General features: G+C 69.6%; 18 protein-coding genes. 9 read left to right on the top strand and 9 right to left on the bottom strand.

Annotated features, from left to right (window positions below; translation table 11 throughout):
* Positions 1 to 5: 5 nt before the first annotated feature.
* From OG266_RS16275 to afsQ1, 3 genes are read right to left on the bottom strand one after another with little or no spacing between them, the layout of a single operon-like run.
* A complete protein-coding gene (locus tag OG266_RS16275) occupies positions 6 to 623 on the bottom strand; it encodes a hypothetical protein (protein ID WP_371546418.1) in 618 nt (205 codons plus the stop codon).
* Positions 620 to 2,218, bottom strand: coding sequence for an ATP-binding protein (locus OG266_RS16270; RefSeq protein WP_371546416.1), 1,599 nt, complete (start codon positions 2,216 to 2,218; stop codon positions 620 to 622). The genes OG266_RS16275 and OG266_RS16270 overlap by 4 nt, the downstream gene beginning before the upstream one ends.
* Positions 2,215 to 2,892: a two-component system response regulator AfsQ1 gene (afsQ1, locus tag OG266_RS16265; protein WP_037625670.1), complete on the bottom strand. Its 678-nt coding sequence runs from the start codon at positions 2,890 to 2,892 to the stop codon at positions 2,215 to 2,217. Before afsQ1 ends, OG266_RS16270 begins: the two co-directional genes overlap by 4 nt.
* 297 nt (positions 2,893 to 3,189) lie before the next feature.
* On the opposite strand from afsQ1, the gene OG266_RS16260 reads away from it, so the two are divergent.
* Positions 3,190 to 3,930: a SigE family RNA polymerase sigma factor gene (locus OG266_RS16260; RefSeq protein ID WP_266455371.1), complete on the top strand. Its 741-nt coding sequence runs from the start codon at positions 3,190 to 3,192 to the stop codon at positions 3,928 to 3,930.
* Between the two features lie 184 nt (positions 3,931 to 4,114).
* Here the strand turns inward: OG266_RS16260 and OG266_RS16255 are convergent, their stop codons facing one another.
* Together OG266_RS16255 and OG266_RS16250 are read right to left on the bottom strand one after the other, a co-directional pair.
* A complete protein-coding gene (locus OG266_RS16255) occupies positions 4,115 to 4,753 on the bottom strand; it encodes a uridine kinase (RefSeq protein WP_266455368.1) in 639 nt (212 codons plus the stop codon).
* 132 nt (positions 4,754 to 4,885) lie between these two features.
* Positions 4,886 to 5,848: a quinone oxidoreductase gene (locus tag OG266_RS16250; protein WP_371546412.1), complete on the bottom strand. Its 963-nt coding sequence runs from the start codon at positions 5,846 to 5,848 to the stop codon at positions 4,886 to 4,888.
* 160 nt (positions 5,849 to 6,008) lie between these two features.
* Between OG266_RS16250 and OG266_RS16245 the strand changes: the two genes are divergently transcribed.
* Entirely contained in the window at positions 6,009 to 6,419 is a 411-nt protein-coding gene (locus tag OG266_RS16245) for a hypothetical protein (protein WP_266455366.1), read from the top strand.
* A 65-nt stretch (positions 6,420 to 6,484) separates the two neighbouring features.
* On the opposite strand, the gene OG266_RS16240 is transcribed toward OG266_RS16245, so the two are convergent.
* Entirely contained in the window at positions 6,485 to 6,736 is a 252-nt protein-coding gene (locus OG266_RS16240) for a type II toxin-antitoxin system RelE/ParE family toxin (protein WP_371546409.1), read from the bottom strand.
* Positions 6,733 to 6,987 (bottom strand): type II toxin-antitoxin system Phd/YefM family antitoxin, encoded by a 255-nt coding sequence (locus tag OG266_RS16235; protein WP_371546407.1) that lies wholly within the window; start codon positions 6,985 to 6,987, stop codon positions 6,733 to 6,735. Before OG266_RS16235 ends, OG266_RS16240 begins: the two co-directional genes overlap by 4 nt.
* A 198-nt stretch (positions 6,988 to 7,185) precedes the next feature.
* Between OG266_RS16235 and OG266_RS16230 the strand changes: the two genes are divergently transcribed.
* The 3 genes from OG266_RS16230 to OG266_RS16220 all read left to right on the top strand — a co-directional run bounded on the left by OG266_RS16230 (position 7,186) and on the right by OG266_RS16220 (position 13,137).
* Positions 7,186 to 9,285: an AIPR family protein gene (locus OG266_RS16230; RefSeq protein WP_371546405.1), complete on the top strand. Its 2,100-nt coding sequence runs from the start codon at positions 7,186 to 7,188 to the stop codon at positions 9,283 to 9,285.
* Between the two features lie 142 nt (positions 9,286 to 9,427).
* Positions 9,428 to 11,719 (top strand): N-6 DNA methylase, encoded by a 2,292-nt coding sequence (locus OG266_RS16225; protein ID WP_371546403.1) that lies wholly within the window; start codon positions 9,428 to 9,430, stop codon positions 11,717 to 11,719.
* Positions 11,716 to 13,137 carry a restriction endonuclease subunit S gene (locus OG266_RS16220; protein WP_371546401.1) on the top strand — a complete coding sequence of 474 codons (1,422 nt, stop codon included), beginning with the start codon at positions 11,716 to 11,718 and terminating at the stop codon, positions 13,135 to 13,137. Before OG266_RS16225 ends, OG266_RS16220 begins: the two co-directional genes overlap by 4 nt.
* A gap of 69 nt (positions 13,138 to 13,206) precedes the next feature.
* Here OG266_RS16220 and OG266_RS16215 read toward each other — a convergent pair whose 3' ends face one another.
* On the bottom strand, positions 13,207 to 13,416 hold the full coding sequence (locus OG266_RS16215; protein WP_371546399.1) for a DUF397 domain-containing protein: 210 nt from the start codon (positions 13,414 to 13,416) through the stop codon (positions 13,207 to 13,209).
* Entirely contained in the window at positions 13,395 to 14,243 is an 849-nt protein-coding gene (locus tag OG266_RS16210) for a helix-turn-helix domain-containing protein (protein WP_371546397.1), read from the bottom strand. Before OG266_RS16210 ends, OG266_RS16215 begins: the two co-directional genes overlap by 22 nt.
* A gap of 241 nt (positions 14,244 to 14,484) precedes the next feature.
* Here OG266_RS16210 and OG266_RS16205 point away from each other — a divergent pair, with 241 nt between their 5' ends.
* The 4 genes from OG266_RS16205 to OG266_RS16190 all read left to right on the top strand — a co-directional run bounded on the left by OG266_RS16205 (position 14,485) and on the right by OG266_RS16190 (position 26,618).
* A complete protein-coding gene (locus OG266_RS16205) occupies positions 14,485 to 14,796 on the top strand; it encodes a hypothetical protein (protein ID WP_371546396.1) in 312 nt (103 codons plus the stop codon).
* A 183-nt stretch (positions 14,797 to 14,979) separates the two neighbouring features.
* Positions 14,980 to 19,287, top strand: a complete 4,308-nt coding sequence (locus tag OG266_RS16200) for a protein kinase (RefSeq protein WP_371546394.1) — start codon at positions 14,980 to 14,982, stop codon at positions 19,285 to 19,287.
* Entirely contained in the window at positions 19,287 to 20,981 is a 1,695-nt protein-coding gene (locus tag OG266_RS16195; protein WP_371546392.1) for a hypothetical protein, read from the top strand. Before OG266_RS16200 ends, OG266_RS16195 begins: the two co-directional genes overlap by 1 nt.
* Before the next feature lie 72 nt (positions 20,982 to 21,053).
* Positions 21,054 to 26,618, top strand: a complete 5,565-nt coding sequence (locus OG266_RS16190) for a hypothetical protein (RefSeq protein ID WP_371546391.1) — start codon at positions 21,054 to 21,056, stop codon at positions 26,616 to 26,618.
* Positions 26,619 to 26,864 lie beyond the last annotated feature (246 nt).

Below are 26,864 nucleotides of genomic sequence, written 5' to 3'. Positions count from 1 at the left end.
AATCCTCAGGTGCCCTCGACGGCTGTCGAAGCCAGGGACTCCGTGCCCGGGCTGGAGCGGACCTCGGGTGTGCACTCGTAGCGGTTGAGGGGGCCGGCGGCGGGGCCGCCGAGGATGACCGAGCCGTCGTCCTGGGCGGCGGCGGAGTCGGCGAAGGTGCAGACGATCTGGGCGAGGGCGAAGCGGGTGAGGTCGCTCGGCGGGGTGCTCAGCCGGAGGGCGTCCTCGGGGTCCTTGGCGTGCGGACCGCTCACCGTCATGCCGCCGCGTACGTCCGTGGCGTAACCGGCCTGCCGCTCGGCCGTGGACGGCGTCTCGGCGAGCTCGTCGAGCAGCCCCTGGGCCACCAGGACGCGCCGCGCGGCCTCCTCCGTGCCGGCCGGGATGGTGACGGCCCTGTCGACCGTGACGAGCTGCGCGGAGCAGAGCAGGAAGACCTGGACCGGGACACCCCCGGAGGTCTGCGTGGAGATGTCCCCGGACAGGGCACAGGGGACCAGGGAGGGCGCGGGGCCGAAGTCCGTGGGCACCTGGGTGGAGCGGATGCCGCAGCCCGCGAGCAGCGCGGCCAGCAGGCCGACGGCCGCCCAGGAGCGGACGGAGCGGCGTCTTACGGTCGTCATCCGGCGGTCGCCTCCGTGCCGTTCCCGTTCTCGTGCTCGTCGCCGTCGTCGCCGTTCCGGTCGCGCGGGTCGTCGGCGAGCAGCACCGGCGCGTCCTGCGGGAGGCGGAGCGTGAAGACGGCGCCGCCCTTGGGCGCGTTCGCCGCGGTGATCTCGCCGCCGTGGATGTGCGCGTTCTCCAGGGCGATGGACAGGCCCAGGCCGCTGCCCTCGGAGCGGGGGCGGGAGGCGCTCGCCTTGTAGAAGCGGTCGAAGACGTGCGGCAGCACGTCCTCGGGGATGCCCGGACCGTGGTCCTGGACCTCGATCAGCAGCGCGTCGGCCTCCTTGCGCACCGAGACGCGTACCGGCGAGCCGCCGTGCTTGAGCGCGTTGCCGATCAGGTTCGCCAGGATCACGTCCAGGCGGCGCGGGTCCAGGCGCACCATGACACCCCGCTCGGCGTCCAGGTCCACCGCGTCCAGCCAGGCGCGCGCGTCGATGCACGCGGTGATCTGGTCGGCGATGTCCACGTCGTCCAGGACGAGCCGGGCGGTACCCGCGTCGAAGCGGGTGACCTCCATGAGGTTCTCGACGAGGTCGTTCAGCCGGCGGGTCTCGCTGACGACGAGCCGTACGGCCGGTTCGATCATCGGGTCGACGCTGCCGGTCTCCGCGTCCAGTTCCTCTTCCAGGATCTCCGTGACGGCGGTGATCGCGGTGAGGGGCGTACGGAGCTCGTGGGACATGTCCGCCACGAAGCGGCGGGAGGCCTCGTCACGGGAGCTCATGTCGGCGACGCGTTTCTCGAGTGCCTCGGCCGTGTGGTTGAACGTACGGGAGAGGTCGGCGAGTTCGTCCGTGCCGGACACCCGCAGGCGGGTGTCGAGTTTGCCCTCGCCGAGGCGGCGGGCGGCGATACCGAGGCGGTGCACCGGCTTGAGGACCGTGGTCGCGGCGGCCTGGGCCAGCAGCGCGGAGCCGATCAGGGCCAGACCGGTCGCGATACCCAGGGACCAGGCAAGGGAGTTGAGATCCTTCGCCTCGGGTTCGAGGGACTTGAGCATGTAGCCGGTCGTGCTGCCGCCGATGACCTTCGCGCCGCCCACGAGGTACGGCTTGTCGTCGTCGGTGACCCGCTGCCAGTACAGGTGGTACGCGGACTTGTTGTTCGAGGAGAGCGGCTGCTTCTTGTTCACCGCCGTCTGGAGGGACTTGGGTACGTCCTCCAGCGTGAAGGTGTCCAGGGCGGAGTTACCGGTGATCTGCTTGCCGTCCGCGGCCTCGGCGACCAGGAGCACGCTGAAGCGCTGGCTGCTCGCCGACATCTGCCCCGCTGTGCGCTGGAGTTCGTCCTGAGCGGGGTGCACCGGCAGCATGCTCGCGCGGTTGTTCATCTCCTGCTGGAAGTCACGCAGCACCGCGTCCTGCGTACGCGTCAGGACGGCCTCGCGGTTGAGCCAGTACGCGATGCCCGACGCCGACACGGCGGCCGTGAGCGCGACGAGCCCGAACACCACCACCAGGCGCAGCCGCAGACTGGTGAAGCGCAGGCCGGACAGTATCGCCTTGCGCGCCGCCGCCCAGCCGCGGAGCTTGTCCTGCGGTTTGGTCACTGAGGATTGTCCAGCCGGTAGCCGACTCCGCGCACCGTGCGGATGAGAGTGGGGGAGGAGGGTACGTCCTCCACCTTCGCGCGCAGCCGCTGCACACAGGCGTCCACCAGACGCGAGTCGCCGAGGTAGTCGTGCTCCCAGACCAGGCGCAGCAACTGCTGGCGGGACAGCGCCTGTCCGGGCCTGCGGCTCAGCTCCAGGAGCAAGCGCAGCTCGGTGGGCGTCAGTTGCAGGTCCTCGCCGTTCTTGGTGACCGTCATGGCGGCGCGGTCGATGACGAGGGAGCCGAACGACGCCGAGTCGTTCGCCTCGCGCTCACCACGCCGCAGCACGGCCCGGATCCGGGCGTCGAGCACCCGCCCCTGCACGGGTTTGACCACATAGTCGTCGGCGCCGGACTCCAGGCCCACCACCACGTCGATGTCGTCGCTGCGCGCGGTCAGCAGGATGATCGGCAGCTGGTCGGTGCGCCGGATGCGCCGGCACACCTCGAATCCGTCGATGCCGGGCAGCATGACGTCCAGCACGATCAGGTCGGGCCGCTGCTCACGCAGCAGCTTCAGACCGTCCTCGCCGGTGGCAGCTGTGGCCACACGGTGCCCCTGGCGCGTCAGCGACAGCTCCAGGGCCGTACGAATGGCGTCGTCGTCTTCGATCAGCAACAGGGAAGGCACGGACGTCATTCTGGCCCATCGAACGGTGGTGTATCGACCGTTGGAGCGCTCCCACTCATCTCCGGCACACGCGGAGGTCCCGCGCGAGCCCCCAAGTGGTCATCCGAGTAGTCGTACCGCTCTTCTCTGTGATCGCGCTGTGACCCTGCCGTGACGTGCCTGCGGGCGGGCCCTGTGACAGGTCTGTGACAGTCGGCGGACACCGTCATGAAGTGGCCCGGGCAAGCTTTTCGACACAAGCAAGACAGCACGGCGGAACGAACCGAAGAACCGGGATTCCACGACGGGGGGCGCGAGATGAACACGCTGCACAGCACCAGCACTAGCGCAGTAGTCACGCGTCTGCACGACGTCACAGTCTCCCGGAACACGGAGAAGTCCGGTGCCGTGAGCGGGCGGGGGTGCGCTCGCGGCACCGGGCGTCAGCACACCGGGTACATGACGGTGGTTGACGCGGGGGGACAGGCTCACGGGGGAGCCGCGTACGGGGAGGGCACGGGGGAACGGCGCTCGGTGTCGGAGGCGGAGTTCACCGCCTACGTCCAGGAGCGCCGGGCCTCCCTGTACGCAACCGCCTACCACCTGACCGGTGACCGCTTCGAGGCCGAGGACCTGCTGCAGAGCGCGCTGTTCTCGACGTACAAGGCCTGGGACCGGATCAGCGACAAGGCCGCGGTCGGGGGCTACCTCCGCCGCACCATGACCAATCTGCACATCAGCGCGTGGCGCCGCCGCAAGCTGAACGAGTACCCGACCGAGGAACTGCCGGAGACCGCCGGTGACACGGACGCGATGCGCGGCACCGAGCTGCGCGCCGTGCTGTGGCAGGCGCTCGCCCGGCTGCCCGAACTCCAGCGCACCATGCTGGTCCTTCGTTACTACGAGGGCCGCACGGACCCGGAGATCGCGGAGATCCTCGACATCAGTGTCGGCACGGTGAAGTCGAGCATCTGGCGGTCGCTCCGCCGGATGCGTGAGGACGAGGTCCTCAGCTTCGGACGTGACGAGGAGGAGTCCTTCGGGGAGCTTGTCGCCTGAAGGTCTGGGGGGAAGTAAAGGGAAACAGGTAACACGGGGGAGCGGTTCCGGGGGGAACCAACGGGTCGGGGGACCCACCACGGGGTCGGGGGACCACGTGGGAGCACGGGGGAAACGAGAAAGGTCCAGGCGGACTGGGGGGTCCGCCTGGGCCTCTTTTCGTTGTGTGCGTACGTCCGGGGCGCTACGCCGTTGCCGGGCGCGGGGTCGAGCAGCGGCCGGCCGCCGCCGCGGTCAGGCGGCCGAGGGCCTCGTCCTTGTCGCAGGGGTGCGCGCCGAGGGCGGTCTGGCGGGCCACGATGGAGCGCTCGGCGCGCATCAGGCGCCAGCCGCGGCGCAGCAGGAAGGGGACCGACTTGCGGCCCTCCTTGAGATCCCGCAGGAAGCGGCGGCGGAACGTCGTCACCGGGCCGCGCGACAGGCACAACGCGTCCGCCAGCACACCCAGTTCCCGGCAGCGCCCGACGATCTCGGCGGCGAAGATGCCCTCCGCGATGAACAGCGGAGTCCGCTCGATGTGTAGCGCCTCCGTGCCCGTACGGGCGCTCAGCGCGATGTCGTACACGGGGATGGTCGTACGACCCGTGCGGCACAGCTCCTCGATCGCGGTGACCGCGGTGTCCGCGTCCCAGGACAGCGGGTGGTCCCAGTCGATGTCCGCGCTGCCCTCCACCTGGGGCAGCGTCGGGTCCGTGCCCTCCTTGTAGAAGTCGTCGAGGCGGAGCACGGGGAGGCCGGAGTCGGCCGCGAGAAGGGACTTCCCAGAGCCGGAGGGGCCGCAGAGCAGCACCACACGGGTGGGTATCGGGGGATGGGAACCCAATTCTCAGTTCCTTCTCTGACTCGACCTGGCCTCGCCGCCTGCCGGCAACGTCCAGGACATTATCCCTGCCGCGGGACCCTTGTTCCGGTCAGTGGGGCGAGGGCTCCGTCACGGAAAAAACCGACGCGGAGTTCAGGGCGTCAGCAGCAGCTTGCCGGTGGTGGCGCGGCTCTCCAGGAGGCGGTGTGCCCTGGCGGCCTCGCCCAGCGGGAGGGACGCGTGGACCAGGGGCTTGAGGACGCCGTCCGCCACGTACGAGAAGACGGCGCCGCCCGCCGCGCGCAGGGTCTCGGCGTCGTACACGTGGTCCTTCATGGTCGGCCGGGTCGGGAACAGCGACCCGCCGTCGCGCAGCAGCTCGACATTCAGGGGCGGCACCGCGCCGCTGGACAGGCCGCACAGCGCGAGCGTGCCCCGGCGGCCGAGGCTGCGCAGGCCGGCGAGGTAGGTCGCGGCGCCCACCGAGTCGTACACGACCTGGGCGCCCTTTCCGCCGGTCAGTTCGCGTACGGACTCGTTGAACCTGTCGTAGCCGACGGTGTGTTGGGCCCCTGCCTCGCGGGCGATCCGCTCCTTCTCCGGGGTGGAGGTGACGGCGATGACGGTCGCTCCGCGGGCCACGGCGAGCTGGACCAGGAGTCGGCCGAGGCCGCCCGCCGCGGCCAGGACCACGACGGTCTCGCCCTTGGCGACCGGGTGCGTCTGGTGGGTCAGGTAGTACGCGGCGATCCCCTGGAGGGTGACGGCGCCGGCGTCGGTCAGGTCGACGCCGTCGGGGACGGGGATCAGCTTGTCCTCGGGCACCACGGTGTACTCGGCGTACGCGCCCAGCTGGGTGGCGTACGCGACGCGGGCGCCCGGAGTGAACGCCGTCACGCCTTCGCCGACGGCCTCGACCACTCCGGCGCCCTCCTGGCCCGGGGTGAAGGGGTATTCGGCGGGATAGGTGCCGTCGCGGTAGTAGACGTCGATGAAGTTGACGCCGGCGGCCGTGTTGCGGACCAGGACCTGGCCGCTGCCGGGGCGGGGCGGCTCAACCTCCTCCACGTGGAGTTCGGAGGCGTCGCCGGGCTTGGTCACGCGAATGGTCTGCATGGTCTCTGCCGACTGATCTTCTGTGTTTGTTTGTTCCTGGGACTGGCGCTGATATGCCTGTTGGGCCGCACAGGGGAATCAGCCGCCAGGACCGCCCGGAAGAGGACCCGAGTCAACTACTCTGCGTGTCAATCAAGTTGCTCTCCGAATAGGAAATGTGATGGCGCGACACGCAGACCAGCTGACCACCATGGCGCGCAGGACCGCGCGCATCGCCACCGCGGCCGGCGTGGTCGTTGCTGCCGGTGCGGCCGTCGCCGCCCCGGCCGTCGCGGACGCGGACCCCGTTGTGGACGTCGTGCGCACCCGGCCCACCTCGATCGGCAACATCGACCCTCAGGCGGGTCTGGGCGCGCTGACCGGCACGGTCGGGTACGTCACAGGGCCGGTCGCGGGGCTCAAGCCCAACCCGCTGGCGGGCACCGGCGTCGACCCCCTCGACAACGGGGTCGCCACACAGCTGGCCGACTTCAAGCCGCTGTCGTCGCAGGCTCTTACGGGGCCGCTGGCGCAGGCGCCGTCGGTGGGCAGCATCCCGGTGCTCGGGCAGGCGGCAGGGCTGCTGCGCTGAACGAGAAGAGAGCCGCGCTTCCCCTGGACGGAGGGGAGGCGCGGCTCTCTTGTTTGACTGAACCCTCAAGCCGTGCGGCCGAGGTGGGTGATCACGATGCGGATCACGTTGTGTTCGATGACGTACAGAACCCGGTAGTCGCCGACATGCAGCCGGCGGACGTCGGGTGATCCGTAGGGAATCGACGCAGCTGGCCGAGGGTCATGGGCCAGTTTGTCGATGGTGTCGAGGAGTAGAGCGAGACCACTCGGGTCTTCCTTCAGGAACCGCACTGCGGAGTCGAGGGCGCGCGGTTCGAAGATGATCTCGTAGGTCACTGCTGTTCAAGCCCCAGTCGCCTGCGGACCTCGGCCATGGGGATGCCCGGCTCAAGCGTTCCCTCGGCCTTGCGTCGCTGATAGTCGGCGAGGGCGAGGGCGTCCTCGAAATCCTCTATCACCTGAGGTGATACGAGGAGGGCGGCGACGTGGCCGTGGTCGGTGAGGGCGATGGTCTCGCGGCCGTGGGCGGCGCGGCGGACCAAGTCGCCGAGCTGGGAGCGGGCGGCGCTGATGGCGATCTCAACCATGTGCACATGGTGGCACGAGATTACTCTTGTGTGCAATTCATTCGACTGTATGTATATGCGGGCGTGGCTGCTGTGCAGGGATCCAGGCGTTCCGTCGAAACGGAAGGAACACCTGTCGGCTGCCGGGATAGCCTCGTCGGCGGCGGCGCTCGGAAGGGCGTGCCGTCTCGAATGAATTCATGAAGTCGGGGGGAACCCGTGGCGTACCCGGTTCAGGTCCGGAACCTGCGCAGGAAGCTGACTGATCGGTTCCGGTCGCTGGTCGACATGGAGGATGTCGCGGAGCGGCCGGATGAGGAGCACATGTTCCTGAGCCGTGCGGTGGCCGCGCTGGCGGTCAAGATCGAGACGGCATGTTCCGACGAAGAGGCTGCCCGATCCGTGATCGACAGCTCTACGGACAAGGGCATCGACGCGGTCGCGGTGCAACAGCGAGGCGACCGGCAGCAGGTCACCCTTGTGCAGGCGAAGTGGAGTGACAAGGGTGAGGCCGGCTTCGGCGAGCATGATGCCGCCGCGTTGATGCGTGGGCTCGACTACCTGCTGGAACTGGAGTTCCATCGCTTCGGCAGCAAGATCGACCGGCATTCGGCCGCCATAGACGCAGCGCTCAACAGCCCCTCGCCCAAGGTGACCCTGGTGCTGGCGCTCGTGACCGGCACCGATCTGCACCAGAACACCAAAGACTTCCTCAACGAGGTGGTCGACAAGCACAACCTCGATGACGACCTCGTGGAGCTCAAGGTCATCAACCTGCGCGATCTGCACCGGGAGATCCTGGGCGAGCATGCCGAGCGGAAGGTCGACTTGGACGTGCAGGTCGACGGCGTAGGGAAAATCGATTCCCCTTACACCGCCTACTACGGAACGGTCTCCGCCGAGGCGGTCGCCGGGTGGTACGACGATCACGGGCGTCACCTCACGGCGCGCAACATCCGCGACGCTCTCGATGTCAGCGACGTCAACGACAAGATTCGCGCCACCCTGGTCAAGGAGCCTGAACACTTCTGGTACTTGAGCAACGGGATCACGCTGCTCTGCGACCGGATCCGCAAGCACGGCAAGGGTGCCCCGGTGGCGGGGGCCGGTGCCGGCTTCCGGCTGGAGGGCGCCAGTCTCATCAACGGAGCGCAGACGGTGAGCGCCGTGCACCGCGCGATGCGGCAGAAGCCCGGCAAGGCCGCCCTTGGGCGACTTCTGGTGCGGATCATCTCCTTGGAGGACTGCCCCGAGGACTTCGGTGACCGTGTCACCGTGGCCGCCAACACCCAGAACCCCACCCAGGAGCGGGACTTCCGGTCGCGCAGGCCCGAACAGTTCGATCTCCGGCACGACTTCGCACTCTCGCTGGGCCTCCAGTACGTGATCAAGCGTGGGGAGCCCGACCCTGCCCACGACGAGGGGTGCACGATGGAGGAGGCGGCCATCGCCCTCGCCGCCGCCCACTCTCCCGCTCTCGCCGCTCAGGCCAAGCGGGACGCCTCGGCCCTGTGGGGAGCAAGCACCTACCGGCAGCTCTTCGGGCCGCAGCCGACCGCCCATCGGGTGTGGCGCTGCGTCCAGATGCTGCGCGAGGTGCGGGAGGCGCTGGAACGGGAGAAGGAGAGTGCCATCGGCCGCCTGGCGGGTGCCGCCTCCTACGGGGATCTGCTGATCACTCATGTGCTCTACCGGGCGATGGGCGTCGCGGACCTCGATGAGGAGAAGGAGGCGGACGTGGCGTGGGAGGCACGTCTCGCCGAGGTGCCGGACCGGGTGCGGCGCGCCCTCGCCTGGATGGTGATCGTCATCGACGGCGCGTACGGCCGCAACAGCCAGCTCGGTACGGCGGTCCGGGCTGAGGATCGTGCCCTGCTGGTGACCGATGGCCTGTACGCCCGGGTCCTCGGCAACGAGGAACCGCCCAGCGACGCGGAGTCCAGGCTGGACCAAGAGCCCGGAACCGGTGGGCGTGTGACCAACGCGGTATGGGTGATCGTCGACGCGGAGCACCTCCAGGACGGGACGGTCCTGGAGTTCCGTCCGGTGACCGGTCCGGAGCGCAGGCAGCTGCCCCGGTGGATTGAGGAGGACCCGACGAGGGCTCGGGCCACCTGGCAGAACAACAAGGTCAAGCCGCTCGTGTGGGCTGCGGACGGCAAGGCGTACGCCCCCTCCACGCTGGTGCGTCTGATGCGGCGGACGGCGATGGGCAACGATCAGCAGGTGCAGGGCACCCGGCATTGGCATGTGCCGGAGCTCGGGGCGCTGGTCGACATCGCGAAGGGGCTGAGGGAGAACGGCGGCGCCGCCGACTGACGCGACTGGCGGGCGTGACGGCAGGTGTTCGACGTGGAACGGAGAGGAACCGGTTCCGCGCTGCCCTAGTCTTGGGCGATGCCGCCGGATGACGCAGGCGGTGTGAAGCGTGGTGATACGGGACAAGGTGGACGCGGGCGCGATGAGTGAGGAACAGCTGGGCTTCGACATTCCCGGAGAGGGCGGGCGGAGGCCGGCGCCGTCGGCCAAGGCGAGGCCGAAGGCGTCCGGCAGGGGGCGTGCGCAGTCGGCGTCGGAGGAGAGCGCGGGGCCGCGCAAGCTCCAGGACGACGAGATCTTCGACTACATCTCCGGCGAGAAGGTCGTCAAGCACACCCCGATGGAGGAGGTCCGGCAGCGCATCGCCCGGGCGCTCGTCCATCAGTACGGCATCGACCCGCGCGACATGCGGGCCGACTTCCCGCTCCAGGTGGAGAATCGGAAGACCGGCCGCAAGTCGCGCAAGCGCGCGAGTATCGCGATCTTCGAGCACGGCTCGATCAAGCCCGGCACGGAGCCCAAGCGGGAGGACATCCGCCGGATCGTAGTCATCAAGCCGCCCCGCAACGACAGTCGTACCGTCTCCAAGATCCGCACGTTCGCGCGGGCCAAGGAACAGATCGACGAGGTCGCCGACCTGATGCACGCGGCCGGGCCCGAGTGCGTGTACGGCATGTGGACGGACGACAAGGACCTCTACTTCATCCGCCGCGACCCGAACCGCTTCGAGGACGAGTACCTGCCGCTGGCGAACTGGCCGCGCGGCGACGCCACCCTCTTCGACGCCCAGGGCAACATCTCCTCGCTCGGCATCATGCGCAGTGCCGACGAGACGATGCTCAAGTTCGCGTTCCGCCGCTGCCACGACTTCATCCACGGCAACGAGGGCCTGCCCAAGGACGCCGCGTTCTGGCAGTTCCTCTACGTCCTGTTCGCCAAGCTGCACGACGAGAAGCTGGTGCGGGAGGGACAGGACCCCCGCTTCTACGTCGACACCACGGAGCTGGTGGAGCTGGCGAAGAGCGACGCGGGCAACCCCGCCGTCGCCCAGCGCGTGAAGGACCTCTTCGAAGAGTTCAAGAAGGACCATACGGACGAGTTCAGCGAGTACGACCGGCTCACTCTCAACGAGGCCGCTCTCACCTTCATCGCCGGTGAACTGTCCACGTACACCCTGCTCGGCACCTCCCTCGACGCGCTCGGCACCGCCTACCAGGAACTCGTAGGCGATAACCTGCGCGGTGACCGCGGCCAGTACTTCACCCCGAACGTCGCGACCCGCTTCATGGTCGAACTGCTCGACCCCCAGCTCGACGAGACCGTTCTCGACCCGTGCTGCGGCACCGGCGGCTTCCTGCGCGAGACGCTGCTGCATGTCCTTCACCGGGAGGCGCTGCCCGACTTCGGACGAGGCCTCTCCGTGCAGGAGAAGGCCGAGGAAGAGACGAAGTACCGCCCGGAACTCGCGCGGTATGCCAAGGACCGGGTCTTCGGCATGGACTTCGACCCCTTCCTCACCCGCGCCGCCTCCTTCGGCCTGATGATGCTGACGGAGGCCAAGGGCAACACCTTCCAGGTGGACTCCCTCAGGTTCCCCCGCGGGAGCCAGGACAAGCCCGGCCACGGGCCCGCCATGGAGCGTGAGAACCGCGTCGGCATCGGACAGGTCGACGTCCTGCTCACCAACCCGCCCTTCGGCACCGACATTCCCGTCACCGGGTCGACCCTGGAGCTGTTCCGGACGGACGAGTTCGGCGGGGAGAAGCAGGCAAGCATCGCCTACGACTGGACCAAGGACAAGGAGAAGGGCGACGGCTCGCTCAAGCGCGGCAAGGAGGCATCCTCCGTCCCGCCCGAGCGGCTCTTCGTGCAGAAGTGTGTGGAGTGGGTCAAGCCCGGCGGGCGCATCGGGATCGTCCTGCCCAACGGCATCCTGTCCAACCCCGGCCCCGACGACGAGGCGGTACGGCGGTACATCCTTGAGGAGTGCTGGGTGATGGCCAGCGTCGAACTCCCCGTGGAGCCCTTCGTGTTCGGCGCCGGCGTCAACATCCTCACCACGATGCTGTTCCTGCGGAAGAAGACCGAGCAGGAGAAGACCGAGGAGCGGTTGTACGGCCCCGCCGACTATCCGGTGTTCATGGCCGTCGTCGAGAAGGTCGGCCACGACCGGCGCGGCAACCGGCTGTACGTCCGGGACGCGCGCGGCGAGTACGAGTGGCAGCAGTACACGGAGAACGACGACATCTACATCGGGAACGTCGTCGTCCCCCGGCAGATCGAGCGGCGCAAGCGGATCCCGGACAACGACCTCATGGCCCTGCGGGACCGGGGCGCGCAGGACGTCGTGCGGCCCAACGTGATCGACTCGTACCACGAGTTCTTGAAGGAGCATGGGCATGAGCTCCCCTGGAAGAAGGGGGAGACGGCGTGAAGGTCGCCGAGGCGGGGAATCCGGCGCGGCGGGGGTGGATGGTTCGGCAGGGGCTGCGGCTGGACGCCAAGCCCTATCTGTCGGGGGCGTTCACGACGCAGCGGCTGCTGGAGCGGCTACCGGTGGAGAAGGTTCCGTTGAAGGAGGTCACGGCGGGGCATGCTGGGGGCATCTTCAACGGGCCGATGTTCAAACGGGTGTACCTCACCGATCCCGGCCACAGCGTGCCGTTCATCGGTAGCAAGGACATGCTCGTCGCTGACCTGGGCGGGGTTCCCCGGCTCAGGAAGATCGATGCAGAGTCGAGGCAGCTGCATTATCTGAAGCTTGAGCCCGGGATGACCTTGATCGCCTGCTCGGGGTTCAACGCCGGGCGGAGAGCGTACGCGCGTCCGGACATGGCCGGTGCCTGGTCCTCGCAGCACGTCATCAAGGTCGCACCTGATCAGGACAAGATCCAGTCTGGGTACTTGTACGCCTTCCTCGCCAGTCGGTTTGGTGAAGTGCTCGTCAAGGAAGGGGTGTACGGATCGGCCGTCAAGCACATCGAGCCGCACCACATCGAGGACCTGCCGGTACCGCGCTTCGGGGACGCCGTGGAGAACGAGATCCACGAACTCATCCAAGGCGCGGCCGAGTTGAGGGCGGAGTCCCAGGCGGGGCTTGAGGTTGCGACGCGGGATCTGTTTCATACGGCCGAGATTGAGGATCTGCTGGACCTGCGGTGGCATGAGCGGGGGCGGGACCTAGGGTTCGCGCAGCCCGGCGTTACGGCGACGAGCCTGCGGGCGCTCAACTTCCAGCCGAGAGCCCGGAGGATCCTGGAGCGGTTGGAGGAGCGGGAGTGCGTGTCGTTGGGGGAGGTTTGTGAGGGGGGCATGCTGGGGTCCGGGGTGCGCTTCAAGCGCATCGACGCGGAGCCCGGCCACGGTGCCGTTCGGCTCATTGGTCAGCGCCAGGCGTTCTGGCTGCGGCCGGAGGGGCGTTGGATCAGTTCGGATCAAGCGCCGCCGGGCATCTTCGCGACGGACGAGACCGTGATGATCGCGGCGCAGGGAACGCTCGGCGAGAACGAGGTGTTCTGCCGTCCGTTCCTGGTAACGGGTTCCTGGCTCGACCACGCTTACAGCCAGCATTTCCTGCGTGTCATCCCGGGTGACCCGCGCTTTTCAGGTGCCTACCTGTTCGCGCTGCTCCGGTCGGAGCCGATGTTCCGGCTGCTCAGGTCCATGTCCGTCGGCGGTAAACAGCAGGACCTCCACGAGGAGCTGCGCAAGAACGTCCCTGTTCCCGTCCTCACCCAGACCGACCGCGATCGCATCGCCGCTACCGTCCGCGCCGCCTACAAGAAGCGTGACGAGGCCGACCGCAAGGAGGACTTGGCGCTCGCGAAGCTGGAGGAGGCCGTGACGGGCTGAGCGGCTCGCCGGGCTACTTGTTCCGAACGGGTCCTGGAACATCTTCAGGGCCCGTTCCGCGTAACCGCCTTACAGGGAGCCGCTCTTGATGTTGTCCACGAACAGCTGCCAGGCCGCGCCGCCCAGCACCAGGACGGGGCCAGCCGTGTTCTTGCTGTCGCGGACGGGGACCGTGCTGGGGAAGCCGTCGCAGACCTCGATGCAGGCGTCCCCTTGCTCGTTCCCGCTGTAGGAGGACTTGCGCCAGCGGACGGCGCTCAGGTCCGGGGTGGCTCGCATGGCTGGTACTTCTCCATCGTCGCTTCGATCAGCGCTGCGGACTCTCTTGGTGAAAGCGCGCTTGCCTTCATGTGATCGTACCCTCGCATACGCCGCATGACGGTGTCTCGGTCGTCGAAGGTCTCTCCGTACCCGAAGCCCTCTTGGTACACGGTGGTGGAGTTGTCCGGAAGCGTGAGAAGGACAAGCGTGCCGTTCATCAGAGCGAGCGCCCCCGCTTCGAACGGGGCGATCTGGATTGCCGTGTGGCGCGTTTTTACGAGCGGAAGCAGCGCCGAAAGTTGCTCACGCATCACCGCCGGACCACCGACAGCCTGCCGTAGGGCTGCTTCCCCGAGAATCCACCAGACGTCTGGTGAGTTGTCACGCCGCAGGACTTCCTGACGACCCAGGCGGGCGGCCACCAAGCCGTCAATTTCCTTGGGGGGCATTCCTGGGTTGCCTTCGGTGAACAGCGCGCGCATGTACGCCGGAGTCTGGAGCAGCCCGGGGATGACGCCCGCGCAGAACTCCTGAATCCGCACCGCCTTCGCCTCCAGCTCCAAGCAGTGATCGAACCGCCTCGGCGTGTGCTCCCGCTTAACCGTTCCCCACAACCCCTGGAACAACTCCCCCGTCCCAAACGCCGCATCCAGCTTCTCCGAGATCGGCGGCAACGGAAGCCGCTCCCCCGTCTCCACCCCATGCAGATGCGTCTTGCTGTAGTTGACGACGTCCGACAGCCGGTCCAACGACAACCCGGCGCACTGGCGTTGGCGGCGCAGTTCCACGCCGTACAGGTCGCGGGCGGAGCTCGCGGGTTCGAGGTCTCGGGTGGGCTGGCTCATGGTCGGTGCTCCCTCGCCGTGTGCCGTGCGGACGGGCGTGCCGTTCCGTTCCGTTCCGTGGTCCCGAGGGAACGGCGCCACCCCGTCCACGGTAGTCGCGGTCGGTGACAGTGCGGGCGCGAACGGTGAAAGAGGGCAGGTGGGGGCTGTTCCGTAACTCGGCTCGGAACACCGTCACCCTGTCCGACGGCGGCCGCCGACCGTTTCGCTGGGAGTACGCACAGCGAGAACGGAGACGCCTGTGGCATCCCGAGAACGTACGACGACCGGCGATACGGACGCGACCGCCCGCACACCCCGCCCCGACCGCGCCGAGCTTGAGGAGACCCGGCTCCCCGTCGGCCAACTCGCCCACGACACACGGCAGGAGAGGCGCGGGATCGTCATGGACCACCAGGACGGGCTCGTGTGGCTGCGCCCCGAAGGCGGCGGCACGGAGTGGACCGCGCGCCCCGGCGACGTGCAGCCGCTGAACGTCCGCGAGCAGGCGGCGGCCCTGATGTGGGCGCGGGTTGCCGACGCCAACGCCCGCAGCAGAGGGGAGGTTCTCTGAGCTTCGAGGCGGCTTCGAGTGACCGTCCGATGGCCCCGTGTGATCGATTCGCGACGCGTTGTCAGTGGGGCGTCCTAGAGTGTTCCGTGACACAGGTGTCGACGCATGTGCCGTGGGGATACCCGGGCACGGGCGTCGCGCGCTGGGACACGTACGGGGTGGAACGGGGAGCGGGGGCAGGCGATGGCGCGGATCATCCCGATCGGGGAGCCGGCCAACGAGGCCGAGCGCATGGTGCTGCGCCATCTGCGGGAGCGGGCGCCGGACGACTGGATCGTCGTGGCCAACTTCGAGTTGCCGTACGGGCCGGGTCGGCCGATGTTCGAGGTGGATCTCGCGATCATCGCCGATCACGCGGTCTACCTGGCCGATACCAAGGGCGTGCACGGCCGGGTCCAGGTGCGCGGCGGGCGCTGGTATCCGCAGGGCGCGCCGTTCCCCAGCCCGGCGCGCAAGATCCGCAACCACGCGCGCGTCGCCGGTGACCTGCTGGCGCGGTCCCGGGCGGCGAGTGCCGGGCTGGGATCGGTGTGGTGCGAGGGGCTGGTGATCCTGCCGTACCAGGGCGCCACGTTGCACGACCCGGACGGCCGCGACGAGGCGAGCACGTACCACCTCGACGATCTGGTGCCGTTCATCACGCGGCACCGCCCGCCCCAGCACAACAGGCGCCCCGGCGACGACATCTCCGCGCTGCGCGAGGACATCGCCCGCGTCTTCCAGGCGGAGACCCGGCCGCCGTCGGGGCCGCGCCGGTTCGGGCACTACGAGGTCGTGGAGGCCCTGTACGAGGCGTCCCCCGCCGACCTCGCCGACCAGGACGGCGATCCGGCCCGCCGGGTCTCGGTGTACCGGGTGCGGCTGGCCGACCAGCCCCGGTCGGGGACGCGCATCCTCCAGGCGCACTCCGTCGACCCGCTGTTGCCCGACGGCGAGCGGTCGACCGCTTACGCGCGCATCGGCAACCCGGTCCAGGCCCTCAGCAAGCTGCCGTCCAGCCCGTACATCGTGCCGTGCGAGACGTCCTTCCCGCTGGACGAGGGTGACGGGTACGCCGTGGTCCTCAAGGACGTGCTCGCCGAGGCGCTGCGGGTCAGGCTCGACGCCCGGGGACAGGGCGCGCTCGGCGCCGACGCCCGGCGGCGGGTCGTGGACGGGGTGCTCGGCGGTCTCGCCGTCGCGCACGCCCACCGGGTCGTGCACCGCTACCTCAGCCCGGACACCGTGCTCATCGGGCGCAACGGCACCGCCATGCTCACCGGCTTCGACTACGCCCACCCCGGTCCGCCGCGCCCGCGTGACGAGTCCCGGGGCATCGAGGCGTACGCGCACCAGTCGCCCGCCTACCTGGCCCCCGAGTGCCACGAGCGGCCCGGAATCTTCTCCCCGGCCACAGACCTGTACGCGGCCGGGGTGCTCTTCCACGAGCTGTACACCGGCGAGGAGCCTGCCCTCGGCTCGGGTGGCACCCCGCTCGACAGCCTCGACGACGCCGATCGGATCGACCCCGAACTCAAGGCGGTCATCCGGGAGTTGCTGTCCGCCGCCCCTGGCGACCGGCCGCCCGCTCGTGAGGCCATCGAGCAGCTCGCCCGCGCCGACACGCGTCGTGCCCGTGTCCGAGGGCCGGGCGGGGGAGGCGAGGAGTCCGGCGACCCGTTCGACTGGGACGACCCACACAGCTACACCGACCTACCCGAGGGGTTCCGCCTCACCGAGAGGTTCCGGGTGCGCTCCCGGCTCGGGCACGGCCAGTTCGGCGTCGTCTACCGGGTGTTCAACACCCTCGACGACACCGACGAGGTCCTGAAGATCATCACCAGGGACCGGGATTCCGTACGCGAACGCCTGGTGAGCGAGTACCGCATCCTTCGCCGGATCGCTCCGCACCCCAACCTCGTGCGGCTCATCGACGCCGAGTTCCTGCCCAAGGGCGACTTCCCCTACCTGCGCATGGAGTTCGCCGAGGGACAGGACCTCAAGCGCGTCCTCGACCAGGGCCGACCCCTGGGTCCCGCCGACGTGCGCAAGCTCCTCGACGACTGCCTGGCGGGCCTCGCTCACCTGCACGCGGGCGGGGTCTTCCACTGCGACATCAAGCCCAGCAATCTGCTGTGGACCGCTGACGGCGCCCGCATCCTCGACTTCAACGCGGCCGTCTCCGCCGACTCCACCCTCACCCCGACCCTCGGCTCGCCCCGCTACCTCGCCCCCGAGGCCACCCGCCTCACCCGGCCCAGCCGGGAGGAACTCACGGACCTCGACCTGTTCGCCCTCGGCATCTCCGCCTACGAGGCGCTCACCGGCGGCTACCCGTGGCAGGGCCGAGGCACCCCGCCGCGGGGCGGGCAGCCCCTCGACCCGCGTCGCCTGCCCGGCCTCGCCGACCTCGACCCGGATTTCACGGCTGTCCTGCTGCGCGCCCTCGCTCCCCGCCGCTACGAGCGCTACCGCGACGCCGACGAGTTCCGCGCCGCCCTTGGTGCCGTCCGCGAGGTGCGCCTCGTGCCGCCCGCTCCGGAGCAGGAGGAACCTCGGCGGCCCGCACCCGCCGAAGGCGACGCGGACGAGGCCAGTTCCAACCCGTTTGTCGGCCACCTCCAGACCCTGTACAGCCAGAGCGGTCGCACCAACGCGGGCACCCGCGGCCTCGACCCGGCCGCCTATCCCCTGTACGTAGCCACCGCCCTCGACGACCGGCTGCGCCCCGACGTCCTCGCGGGCCGCCACCGCCTCGTCCTCATCACCGGAAACGCCGGGGACGGCAAAACCGCCTTCCTCCAGCACCTCGCCGACGAGGCCCGTCGCCGTGGCGCCCGATTCGGTCAAGCACGCGCCAACGGTGACGACTTCACCCTCGACGGCCGTTCCTTCCACACCAACCACGACGGCAGCCAGGATGAGGGCGACACCGACAACGACACCGTTCTCGATACCTTCCTCGCCCCCTACAGCGGCGCCACCGCCCAGAACTGGCCTGCCGACGCCACCCGGCTCGTCGCCGTCAACGAGGGGCGCCTCGTCGATTTCGTCACTCGGCACCAAGAGCGCTACCCGCTGCTCGCGGACACCGTCCGGGATGGGCTGACCACCGGCCGCGCCGCCCATGGCATCGCCGTCGTCAACCTCAACGCCCGCGACGTCCTCGCCGACCCCGAAGGCACCGGATCGATCATGCACCGCATGGTCGCCGTCCTCACCGACGAACGGCACTGGCAGGCCTGCGGCTCTTGCGCGCTCGCCCCGCGCTGCTACGCCCTGCACAACGCCCGCACCTTCGCCCACCCCACCGCGGGAACCCAGGTCGCCGAACGCCTCGCCACCCTCTACCGCATGGCCCACCTGCGCGGACGCCTCCACATCACGCTGCGGGACCTGCGTTCCGCCCTCGCCTACACCCTCACCTCCGGCCGCGACTGCGCCGAGATCCACGCCCTGTATGCGCGCGAGGAGCCCGAGGCGGCCCAGGAGATCCTCGACAGCCTGTACTTCACGAGCTGGACCGGCATCCACACCGGTGGCCGCCCGGACACACAGGCGGCGTCCGGTGGCGGCACCCGCACTTCCGCCCTCCCCGGCCGGACACCCGCCGGCGCACCGCGACCGGATGAACGCGACCGCCTGCTCGCCCAGTTGCGCGACCTCGACGTCGCCGCCGTCCCCGACCCCCAACTGGACCGGCGGCTCGACTACACCGGCCCAGCCGCGGGACACACCCTGGTCTCCTTCGACCAGCGCGGCGACCTCGACGAACGCCTCCTCACCGACGCGTTCGAGGCCCTGCCCCGCACCCACCAGGCCGACAGCGCCCAGGTCACCGCTCACCGCGCCTACCTGGCAGCGGCCCGGCGCCGCTTCTACTTCGAGAGCCTCGACGACACCCGCTGGCGAAGCCTCCTGCCCTACCAGGCGGCCGACCGCTTCCTGCGCCTGCTCGCCGGCGGACAGCCGGGTCGGGAGGAACTGGCCAGGATCGTCGAAGCCGTCAGCCGCGGCGAGGGCATGCCGCGCGGACTCGGCCAGGCGGACGGCCGGGACCTCGCGCTGCAGGTGAGGGCCGTCCCCGGCGGCACAGTGCGCAGCCACCGGCTGTTCCCCGCCGAACACTTCACCATCGGCGTCGACGGCCCGCCCGCCTCGCCGTACGTCGAGACCGGTCCCCGCGAACTCGTCGTACGCCACCACCCCGAGGACGGCCGCGCCCATCGCGCCCAGCTGACGGTCCGCCTCGACCTGTACGAACTGCTCGACCGGCTGCACCGCGGCCACCAGCCCGGCGTCGAGGACCGCCAGGGCCAGAACCTCGCCCTGGCCGTCTTCAAGAACGCCCTGGCCGCCACCTCCTACCAGGAGGTCCTCCTCAACGCACCCGGTTCACCGCCCCACCGGCTGCGTCGGCTCCCGGACGGCGCCCTGCGCCTGGCCCCTGTCGCCCGACCCACGACACCCCCGGACACGGGCTCGGATCCGGCCCCAGAAGGAGCACGCTGATGGCACTGCGCCGCCGTGACACCGAGTTCAAGCATCTCGGCGTCTCCTACCTGGACTTCAAACGTGTGCAGATGGACCGGGTGCTGACCGGCTTCCTCATGCGGCTCAACCACAAGGGCCTCACCAGCCGCCTGGTGCGACGCAAAGACCTGTTCGTCAAGGAGTTCGCGGACGAGTTCACCGATCCCGTCAACGTCGACCGCTTCCAGGGCTTCGCGGAGCACCCCGAGATGGCCCGCCGCTGGGTGGAGACCCAGCTCCTGGACGTGGTCAACCGGGGCAAGCCCACCCAGGAGGTGGCCGGCCTGCGCCCGCTGCACGGACTCACCTACAGGTTCCGCAGCAGCCGACACTCCCGGCCCTACGGCGCCGATGCCCAGCTGTACGAGATGCTGCGGCACGCGCGCGGCCCTCTGGGGGCGCTCGCGCTGGAGCAACTTCGGGCGTTCTTCTTCACCGGACTCGGCGCGGCGGCTCCCGCCTCCGCGCAGAAGACGCCCGTGGACATCGAGACCCAGGCCGTACTGCACCTCAACAGTCAGGTGAAGGCGGACAGCCCGCACACAGTCAAAGGCTGGTACTCGGCACCCCCGCTGTGCGTGGGGCAGGCCGATCTCCTCGCTGACGACGTCGTACGGCTGCTGTCCCTGAAGGATCTGCTGCCGCGCATCACCATGGTCGAGTACCTGAAGATCCTCTTTGCGTTCCACCTCGCCCTCGGCCAGTTCAAGACCATGAAGCTGCTGCCCGTCGCCGTGGCACGGTCGGCGGCCGACCCGGCCTGCGGCCACGACCGCTGCCCGGCCTCCGCCACCGCGCAGGATCCGCTGGCCGGATGCCCCTTCCGCGTCGGGCTCTTCGTGGATGTCGCCGGAGTACCCGGTACCCCCGCGGCCGCGCTCGCCGAGCACAGCGCCGAACACTGGCTGCGCCGCATCCCCGACTTCGTGCGCGCCTCCTACACCGTCCGTAAGCTGGACGAGTTCGCGGAACACCTCGTCGGCCAGGGCAAGGAGCGCCGCCCCCCGCTCGGGCACTTCACGGTGCCCGAGCTCCTCCGCTTCGGCACGGACGACTACCGCAAGACGCGCGACGAGTTCTTCGGTTCCCGGCTCACCGCGATCCTCGACGACACCCCGGTCAGCGAGCAACCCGAGGAGGTCCGGCCCCTGCTGGACGAGTCCATGGGCCTCGCCCCCTTCGAGAAGTACCTCGAAGTCCTGATGGCCTACCGGGGGCCCTACCACCACAAGTACATCTTCCAGGCCATCGACTCCCTCCTGCTCAAGAACCGCCCCGGCGCCGCCATCGCGCAGCCCCACGGAGGCCGACGCCGCTTCGTCCTGGACAGCGCGCTGCTGGAGGTGCTCGTCCAGGTGGCGCTGCTGCGCCTCAACCCTCGCGGCGGCTCCTCCCCGTACACCCACCACACCGTCTCGCTCCGGCTCGACGAGTTCCTCGCCCTGCTGCGCGACCGGTACGGGCTGTACGTGGACCGGTTGCCCACGGCGGACGGATTCGGCCCGGCCGGTCTGGAGGAGGAGTCCGCTCTTCGGGCCAATGCCGAGGCGTTCACCACGCGGATGCGGGAGATCGGCTTCTACGACGACTTGTCGGACGCCTATCTCACCCAGGTGATCACCCCCAGGTTCTCCGTTACCGAGGACGGCACGGTGACCACGGGCGGACGGTAGGAGGAACGGCCCCAGAGTCGACAGGGACAGCAGCGGCAGGACAGGCGAGAGGCAGACGGGGGAGACGGCGGCATGACAAGCGGGACCATGAAACGCGGACTGGTGGAGATCACCGAGACCGACTGGCGGCGCGCGCTCGAACACGTCGCGCTGCCGGGCCTCGCCGACCTGCTGCGCACTCGCGAGGCCGGCCACTGCATGCGGGTCGGCGGGCTCGACGCCGAACTCGCCGCCCGCCTCTCCCGCGGCCTGCGTCAGGCAGTCCCCGACGCCCAGGTGCACGTTCTCGCGGCCGGCCCCGCGGACGGCGACGACACGTCCATCACCAGCACCAAGCTCGTCGAACTGCGCAACCCCGACGAACACGGCCGCCTCAGGCCGGTGCTCCTGGTGTTCGTGCCGCCCGGCACCAAGGCCAGCGCGGAGGACTCCTTCTCCGTCGCGACCTTCGAGGAGGTCTCCCTCCACGAGGTGCACGCCCGGCTGAGGCGCAACTTGCTCAAGGCGGTGCCCGAGTCCCTGCGCACCAGCGTCGAACGGCTGCTCGCGGAGACCTCCGACGCCTCGGATCGGGCCGCCGCCCGCTACCTGCTCACCCTGCGCGAGAACCAGCACGACCCGCAGGCCGCCGGAGCCGCCGTTCACCTGCTGGGCCTCATCCCGGACTTTCAGCTTTTCACCGACCCCTCCCTCCTGGTCACCAAGATCCAGCGCAACCGGCGCACCGTCGAGAAACTCACCGACGGCCCCGCCACCGACCGGCAGCGGGTCCTCGCCCTCGGTCTGCCTCGCAACTCCGAGGAACACCAGCGATTCCTGCGCCGCCTCGTCGACTTCGCCGCGAACACCGGCCTGTCCGACCCCGGGCACTGGTGCCGCGCCATCGCCGCCGATCCCGACAACTGGCCGCTCGCCTTCCACCACTGGCCGCAGGAGAACGACCCGGCCGACCAGACCGTACGCATCGAGGTCGACGACCTGACCGCGCTGCCCAAGGCCGGGGAGAACACGGAGGACCAGCGCAACCACCCCGCCCTCGACCGGCTCTTCGGCCAGCCCTACCTCCTGCCCGGAGGCCTTTCCTCCCTCCCCGTCACCTTCTCCGTTGACCGCGATCAGCGGGGTGTCACGGGCTTGAAGCGCTTCAAGGTCGAGATCTGCGCCGAGACCGGCGACGAGCCGGGAGACGAGGACGGCGGCGACGTGGGCGCTGCACTGGCCAGCCCAACCGGGCTGGCGGTGACCGTTCCGGCCGGTCCCCGGAACAAGCCGCAGCACAAGGCGAGCATCAAACTCCGCAAGGGGCGCCGGGCACCGGACTGGGAGGAAGGCTGGCACTTCGTCCGTGTCACCCCGCTCGACGGGAACGACGACCCCATGCCCGCTGCGGGCAGCGGACAGACGGCGGGCCGCCGCCCGTACGAGAGCGACCGCTTCTACGTCGTCCCCGAGGGCGAGTTCGACGAGCCGCCCACCCCACGCGGCCACCACGCGCCCGGCCTGGCCCAGGCGATCAACCGACTGCGTTTCACCGCGCTCGCCGAAGGCCGCGACCCAGCCCGTGTGCAGTGCCGCGAGACCGGCTGGGGCCCGCGCGGCAGCAGCGTGAAGACCCGCTCACTGCGCGCCTCCTTCGGACCTGCGGGACTGGTCACCATCGACCTGCCACGGCTCCTGGCCGAAGCGGAGCAGCACATCCTGCGGGCCCCGAACACCCTTCAGGGGCCGCGGATCGACGTGGACGCGGCCGGGGCCGCCCGGCTTTCCGTGCAATCCGGGGAGTGGGAGGACGGTCCACGGATTGAGGGACCCCTCTCCGGTTACCTCCACGCACGAGCGGCACTCTTCGGCCGGCTCGCCCTGCCGGAGGCCACGGACGGCGCGTCGGACGTCCTGGTCGTGGAGGGCGCGGATCCGCGCGCGCTGCGGGCAGCCGTCGAGGCGTACGCGGAGGCGTACCTCACCGCCGTCACCGCCTGCCTGCGGGCCCTGGACCGGCCGGGCGCGCCCGACACCGACCAGCGGCGGGCGCGGCTGCACAGCCTGCTGCGCACCGACACCCTCACCGTCCACCTGCACGACACGGACGGCAGTCGGCGCACCGTCGTCCTGGTCGCCCCCACCCATCCGCTGCGCATGCTGTGGTGGAGCGGACAGGCGGCCCTCGCCGACCAATGGCTCGAACAGCTCCACGACGCCCCGGCGGGCGTGGTCAAGGCACGGCTGGACAGTCTGGAACGGCAGCTGGCACCCCTGGGCTACCCACTCGCCGTACCGCTGGACTCAGGTGAACTCGCCTTCGCCAGCAGCCCGTTGACGGACTACTGGCAGGTGTGCCTGCCCAGCGAGGCCGACGACCCCCGAGAGGCCCTGGCCCGGGTGGCGGGCGCGCTCGGCGTCGACGCGGCGGCAGCGGCGGGCGGGGTGACCGGGACGGAACTCGCCGACCGGGTGGAGAAGTACATCCGCCTCCACCCCTACGCCGACAGCCTGGTGATCAACGCGCTCGGGGCCGGCCACGGCGAACTCCTCGCCGACATGCTGGTCGCGCTTCAGGAGCGCCGCCACCTGTCCCACCTCCACTACACGGTGCGGCTCTTCGCCGCCGCGCCGGACGACCCGTGGACCGGGTCCGCGCTCACCGACCTGATGGTTCCGTCGAGCGGTCCGCGTTCCGCCGCCGCGGAGGCGTTCGCGACGCAGGGGGATCCTCTGCGGCCCAAACTGTCGGTGGTGATCCGCGATGCGGAGGAACTCCTCAAGGCGGCCGACGACTTCCCGGCCCACCTCACCTTCCTGTTCAACCCCTTCGGCGGGGAGAGCCACGACATCGCGCCTGGCCACGACGGCACCGGACGGGTCGCCGTGCACGGTCTCGTCCAGGAGATGAGCGGCGACTACCGCGAGGACGACGACAGCGTCGAGTGGACCCGTCGGCCCCGGCACGGCGTCACCGACCCGCTGAGGGGCGCCGAGACGACCGGCGACCTGCTCGCGGCCCTGCCCCGGACCCTGTCCGCCGCCCTGGTCGCGGCCAGCGCGGGCGAACACCGGCCGGGCATGCTGCCGCAGATAACGGTCCGCCTCTCCCCGGACGACCGGGCCCTCCTGCACGACGTGCACCGGATGAGCGACTGGGTTGTCACCGTGGACCGCACCCTCGGAGCCGAGTATTTCGACCACGGGCGGCCCGGACGCACCGAGTACGTTATCGACCACACCACCACGTCCCACAGCGGGCTCGGTCACCAGATCGTCGTCTCCTCCCGGTCACTGGACGAGATGCGAGCCCTGCTCGGCCCGGTGCTCGCCGACCGGTCGCTCGGCATCCCCGAACGGCACGTGCGGACCTTCTTCGACCAGCTGCGGGAACTGTCCGGCAGCCTCGTGTTCAAACTCGCCGCGCTCGGTGAGAACCATCGTACCGAGGTCCTCGGCCTGGCCCTCGCCCGCCGGTACCTCGGTGCGCGCGACGCACTGCACGATCAGATCCTCGTCCCCCTCGACGCCCACCCCGAGCTGTACGCGGAGGAACGCGGCCGGGCGGCGGCCGGGGACACCGAGGTCCGGCTCCAGCGCACCGACCTCGCCCTGTTCGACCTCGACGCCGAGCGGCGCACCATCGTGTGCCGCCTGCTGGAGGTCAAGTGCCACACATGGGGCGGCCTCAGTGCCTACCAGAGCAGACGCCAGCACATCATCCGCCAGACTCAGAACACCGAGCGGATCATCGCCGAGCGGTTCGACCCGGTCCGAGGACGGACCGACCGCCCGTTGCAGAACGTGGCGCTGCGCACGCTGCTGGAGAAGTACCTCTCCCGCGCGGGCCGTTACGGCCTCTTCGGCGAGCGCGCGATGGCCGAGGCACGCTGGCTGCTGGACCGCCTCGACCACGGCTACCGCCTGGAATTCACCCGCACCGGCCTCGTGTTCGACCTCTCCAGTGACGGCTTCGACACCGATCACGAGGAAGGGGTGGCCTTCCACCGGATCGGCCGCGACCACGCGGTGCGGCTGCTCGATGACATCGAGACGGAGTACCGGCCCGCGGCGGAGGACTCCGCCGCAGGGAACGTCGCGACACACGAGCCCGTTCTACCGGGGCTGGAGGATCTCAGCGCGCACGACGGGGAGCCCGTCCCGGCCACGGCCACCGTCCAGCTGCGCCCGCGCCCGCGGACCCGGGACATTCCTGAGGAACCCGCTCCCCTGTCCGACGATCCCGACGACGACACGCCCGAACTCCCGGCGGTCGACGCCCCTTCGGCCGTCGACACCGGCGCCGTCGGCGGGACCGAGGCCGTGCAGGGCGACGCGCAAGCCGAGCCGGAGCGAGCCCCGGAGGCCGAAGAGGCTGCCGCGGAGGGTCCCGGCCCGGGGGAGAGGACGTCGGACAACTCGTCCGACGTCGCGTCCGATGCTCCGCAGACCAAGGACCCGGACATCGTCCTCGGCGTTTCGCGGCCATCGCAGCAGTTCGGCCTGCTCGGTATGAGTGCAGGGCGCACCGTCGCCCTAGACCTCAACGAAACCCACGCGATCAGCCTGTTCGGAGTGCAGGGCGGCGGCAAGAGCTACACGCTGGGATCGGTGCTGGAGATGGCGAGTCTGCCGATGCCAGGGGTCAACCGGCTGGCGAGCCCACTGGCGAGCATCGTCTTCCACTACAGCGAGACCTCGGAGTACGAGCCCGAGTTCCTGAGCATGATCCATGCCAACAACGACGAGGGGCAACGGGAAGCCCTGCACCGACGGTACGGGGCGCAGCCCGCCGCCCTGGCAGATGTCGTACTGCTCGTTCCCGAGGAATACGTGGAGGAGCGCCAGGCGCGGTATCCGGGCGTCCTCGTGCATCCTCTGGCCTTCGCCGCTTCCGAACTGAAGATCGCTCACTGGAAGTTCCTCATGGGGGCTGTCGGTAACCAGTCCGGCTATATCCGGCAGATTGGCAGGATCATCAAGGCGAACCGCTCCGACCTGACTCTGGACGCGGTTCGCCGTGGGATCGAGGAGTCGAGTCTCGACGAGCACTTGAAGAGAAGGGCACGGGAACGGCTGGATCTCGCTGGCGACTTCATCGACGATTCGGCGCGTATCAAGGACCTCGCGCGTCCCGGCCGTCTGATCATCGTGGACCTGCGCTCCGACGACATCGAGAAGAGCGACGCGCTGAGCCTGTTCGTCGTCCTGATGCACCTGTTCTCGGAGGCGACTGACCAGGGGCGCGCGTTCAACAAGCTGGTTGTCTTCGACGAGGCGCACAAGTACGCCGACAGTGGCGACTTGGTGGCGGGACTTGTGTCCAGCGTGCGCGAGATGCGGCACAAGGGAATGTCCGTGCTCGTGGCCAGCCAGGATCCGCCGTCCGTTCCGTCCGAGCTCATCGAACTCTCCACCCACATGGTGCTGCACAGGTTCACGTCGCCGGCTTGGCTGAAACACCTGCAGAAGGTCAACGCGGCGTTGTCGGGGCTCAACCCGGAGAAACTAGCGGCACTCAAGCCGGGTGAGGCGTATGTGTGGTCCGGGAAGGCCACGGATGAGGCCTTCGCCAGAGGAACAGTCAAAGTCTCCTGCCGACCGCGCGTGACGCGTCACGGGGGCGCGACACGGACTGCGTTGGGCCAGGAAGGGTGAAATCCCGGAAGTCCCTTTACTGGACATCTTGTTACGCTCCGGCTCCGCAGGCTGGCCGACTTCAAGCCGCTGTCGTCGCAGGCCCTGACGAGGCCGCTGGCGCAGGCGCCGTCGGTGGGCAGCATCCCGGTGCTCGGGCAGGCGGCAGGGCTGCTGCGCTGAACGAGAAGAGAGCCGCGCTTCCCCTGGACGGAGGGGAGGCGCGGCTCTCTCGTGAACGGGACCCCGGGGACACGGATCGGGGTC

This window comes from Streptomyces sp. NBC_00554 (genome assembly GCF_041431135.1).
Taxonomy (GTDB): domain Bacteria; phylum Actinomycetota; class Actinomycetes; order Streptomycetales; family Streptomycetaceae; genus Streptomyces.
Note: the sequence above shows the minus strand (reverse complement) of the source record. Positions and strands in the feature narration are given on the sequence as shown.

Bases quoted from the DNA above. Each gene is read 5' to 3' on its own strand.
- OG266_RS16275 (WP_371546418.1), bottom strand. From the start codon at position 623: ATGACGACCGTAAGACGCCGCTCCGTCCGCTCCTGGGCGGCCGTCGGC.
- OG266_RS16260 (WP_266455371.1), top strand. From the start codon at position 3,190: ATGAACACGCTGCACAGCACCAGCACTAGCGCAGTAGTCACGCGTCTG.
- OG266_RS16250 (WP_371546412.1), bottom strand. From the start codon at position 5,848: ATGCAGACCATTCGCGTGACCAAGCCCGGCGACGCCTCCGAACTCCAC.
- OG266_RS16245 (WP_266455366.1), top strand. From the start codon at position 6,009: ATGGCGCGACACGCAGACCAGCTGACCACCATGGCGCGCAGGACCGCG.
- OG266_RS16235 (WP_371546407.1), bottom strand. From the start codon at position 6,987: ATGGTTGAGATCGCCATCAGCGCCGCCCGCTCCCAGCTCGGCGACTTG.
- OG266_RS16225 (WP_371546403.1), top strand. From the start codon at position 9,428: ATGAGTGAGGAACAGCTGGGCTTCGACATTCCCGGAGAGGGCGGGCGG.
- OG266_RS16215 (WP_371546399.1), bottom strand. From the start codon at position 13,416: ATGCGAGCCACCCCGGACCTGAGCGCCGTCCGCTGGCGCAAGTCCTCC.
- OG266_RS16210 (WP_371546397.1), bottom strand. From the start codon at position 14,243: ATGAGCCAGCCCACCCGAGACCTCGAACCCGCGAGCTCCGCCCGCGAC.
- OG266_RS16200 (WP_371546394.1), top strand. From the start codon at position 14,980: ATGGCGCGGATCATCCCGATCGGGGAGCCGGCCAACGAGGCCGAGCGC.
- OG266_RS16195 (WP_371546392.1), top strand. From the start codon at position 19,287: ATGGCACTGCGCCGCCGTGACACCGAGTTCAAGCATCTCGGCGTCTCC.
- OG266_RS16190 (WP_371546391.1), top strand. From the start codon at position 21,054: ATGACAAGCGGGACCATGAAACGCGGACTGGTGGAGATCACCGAGACC.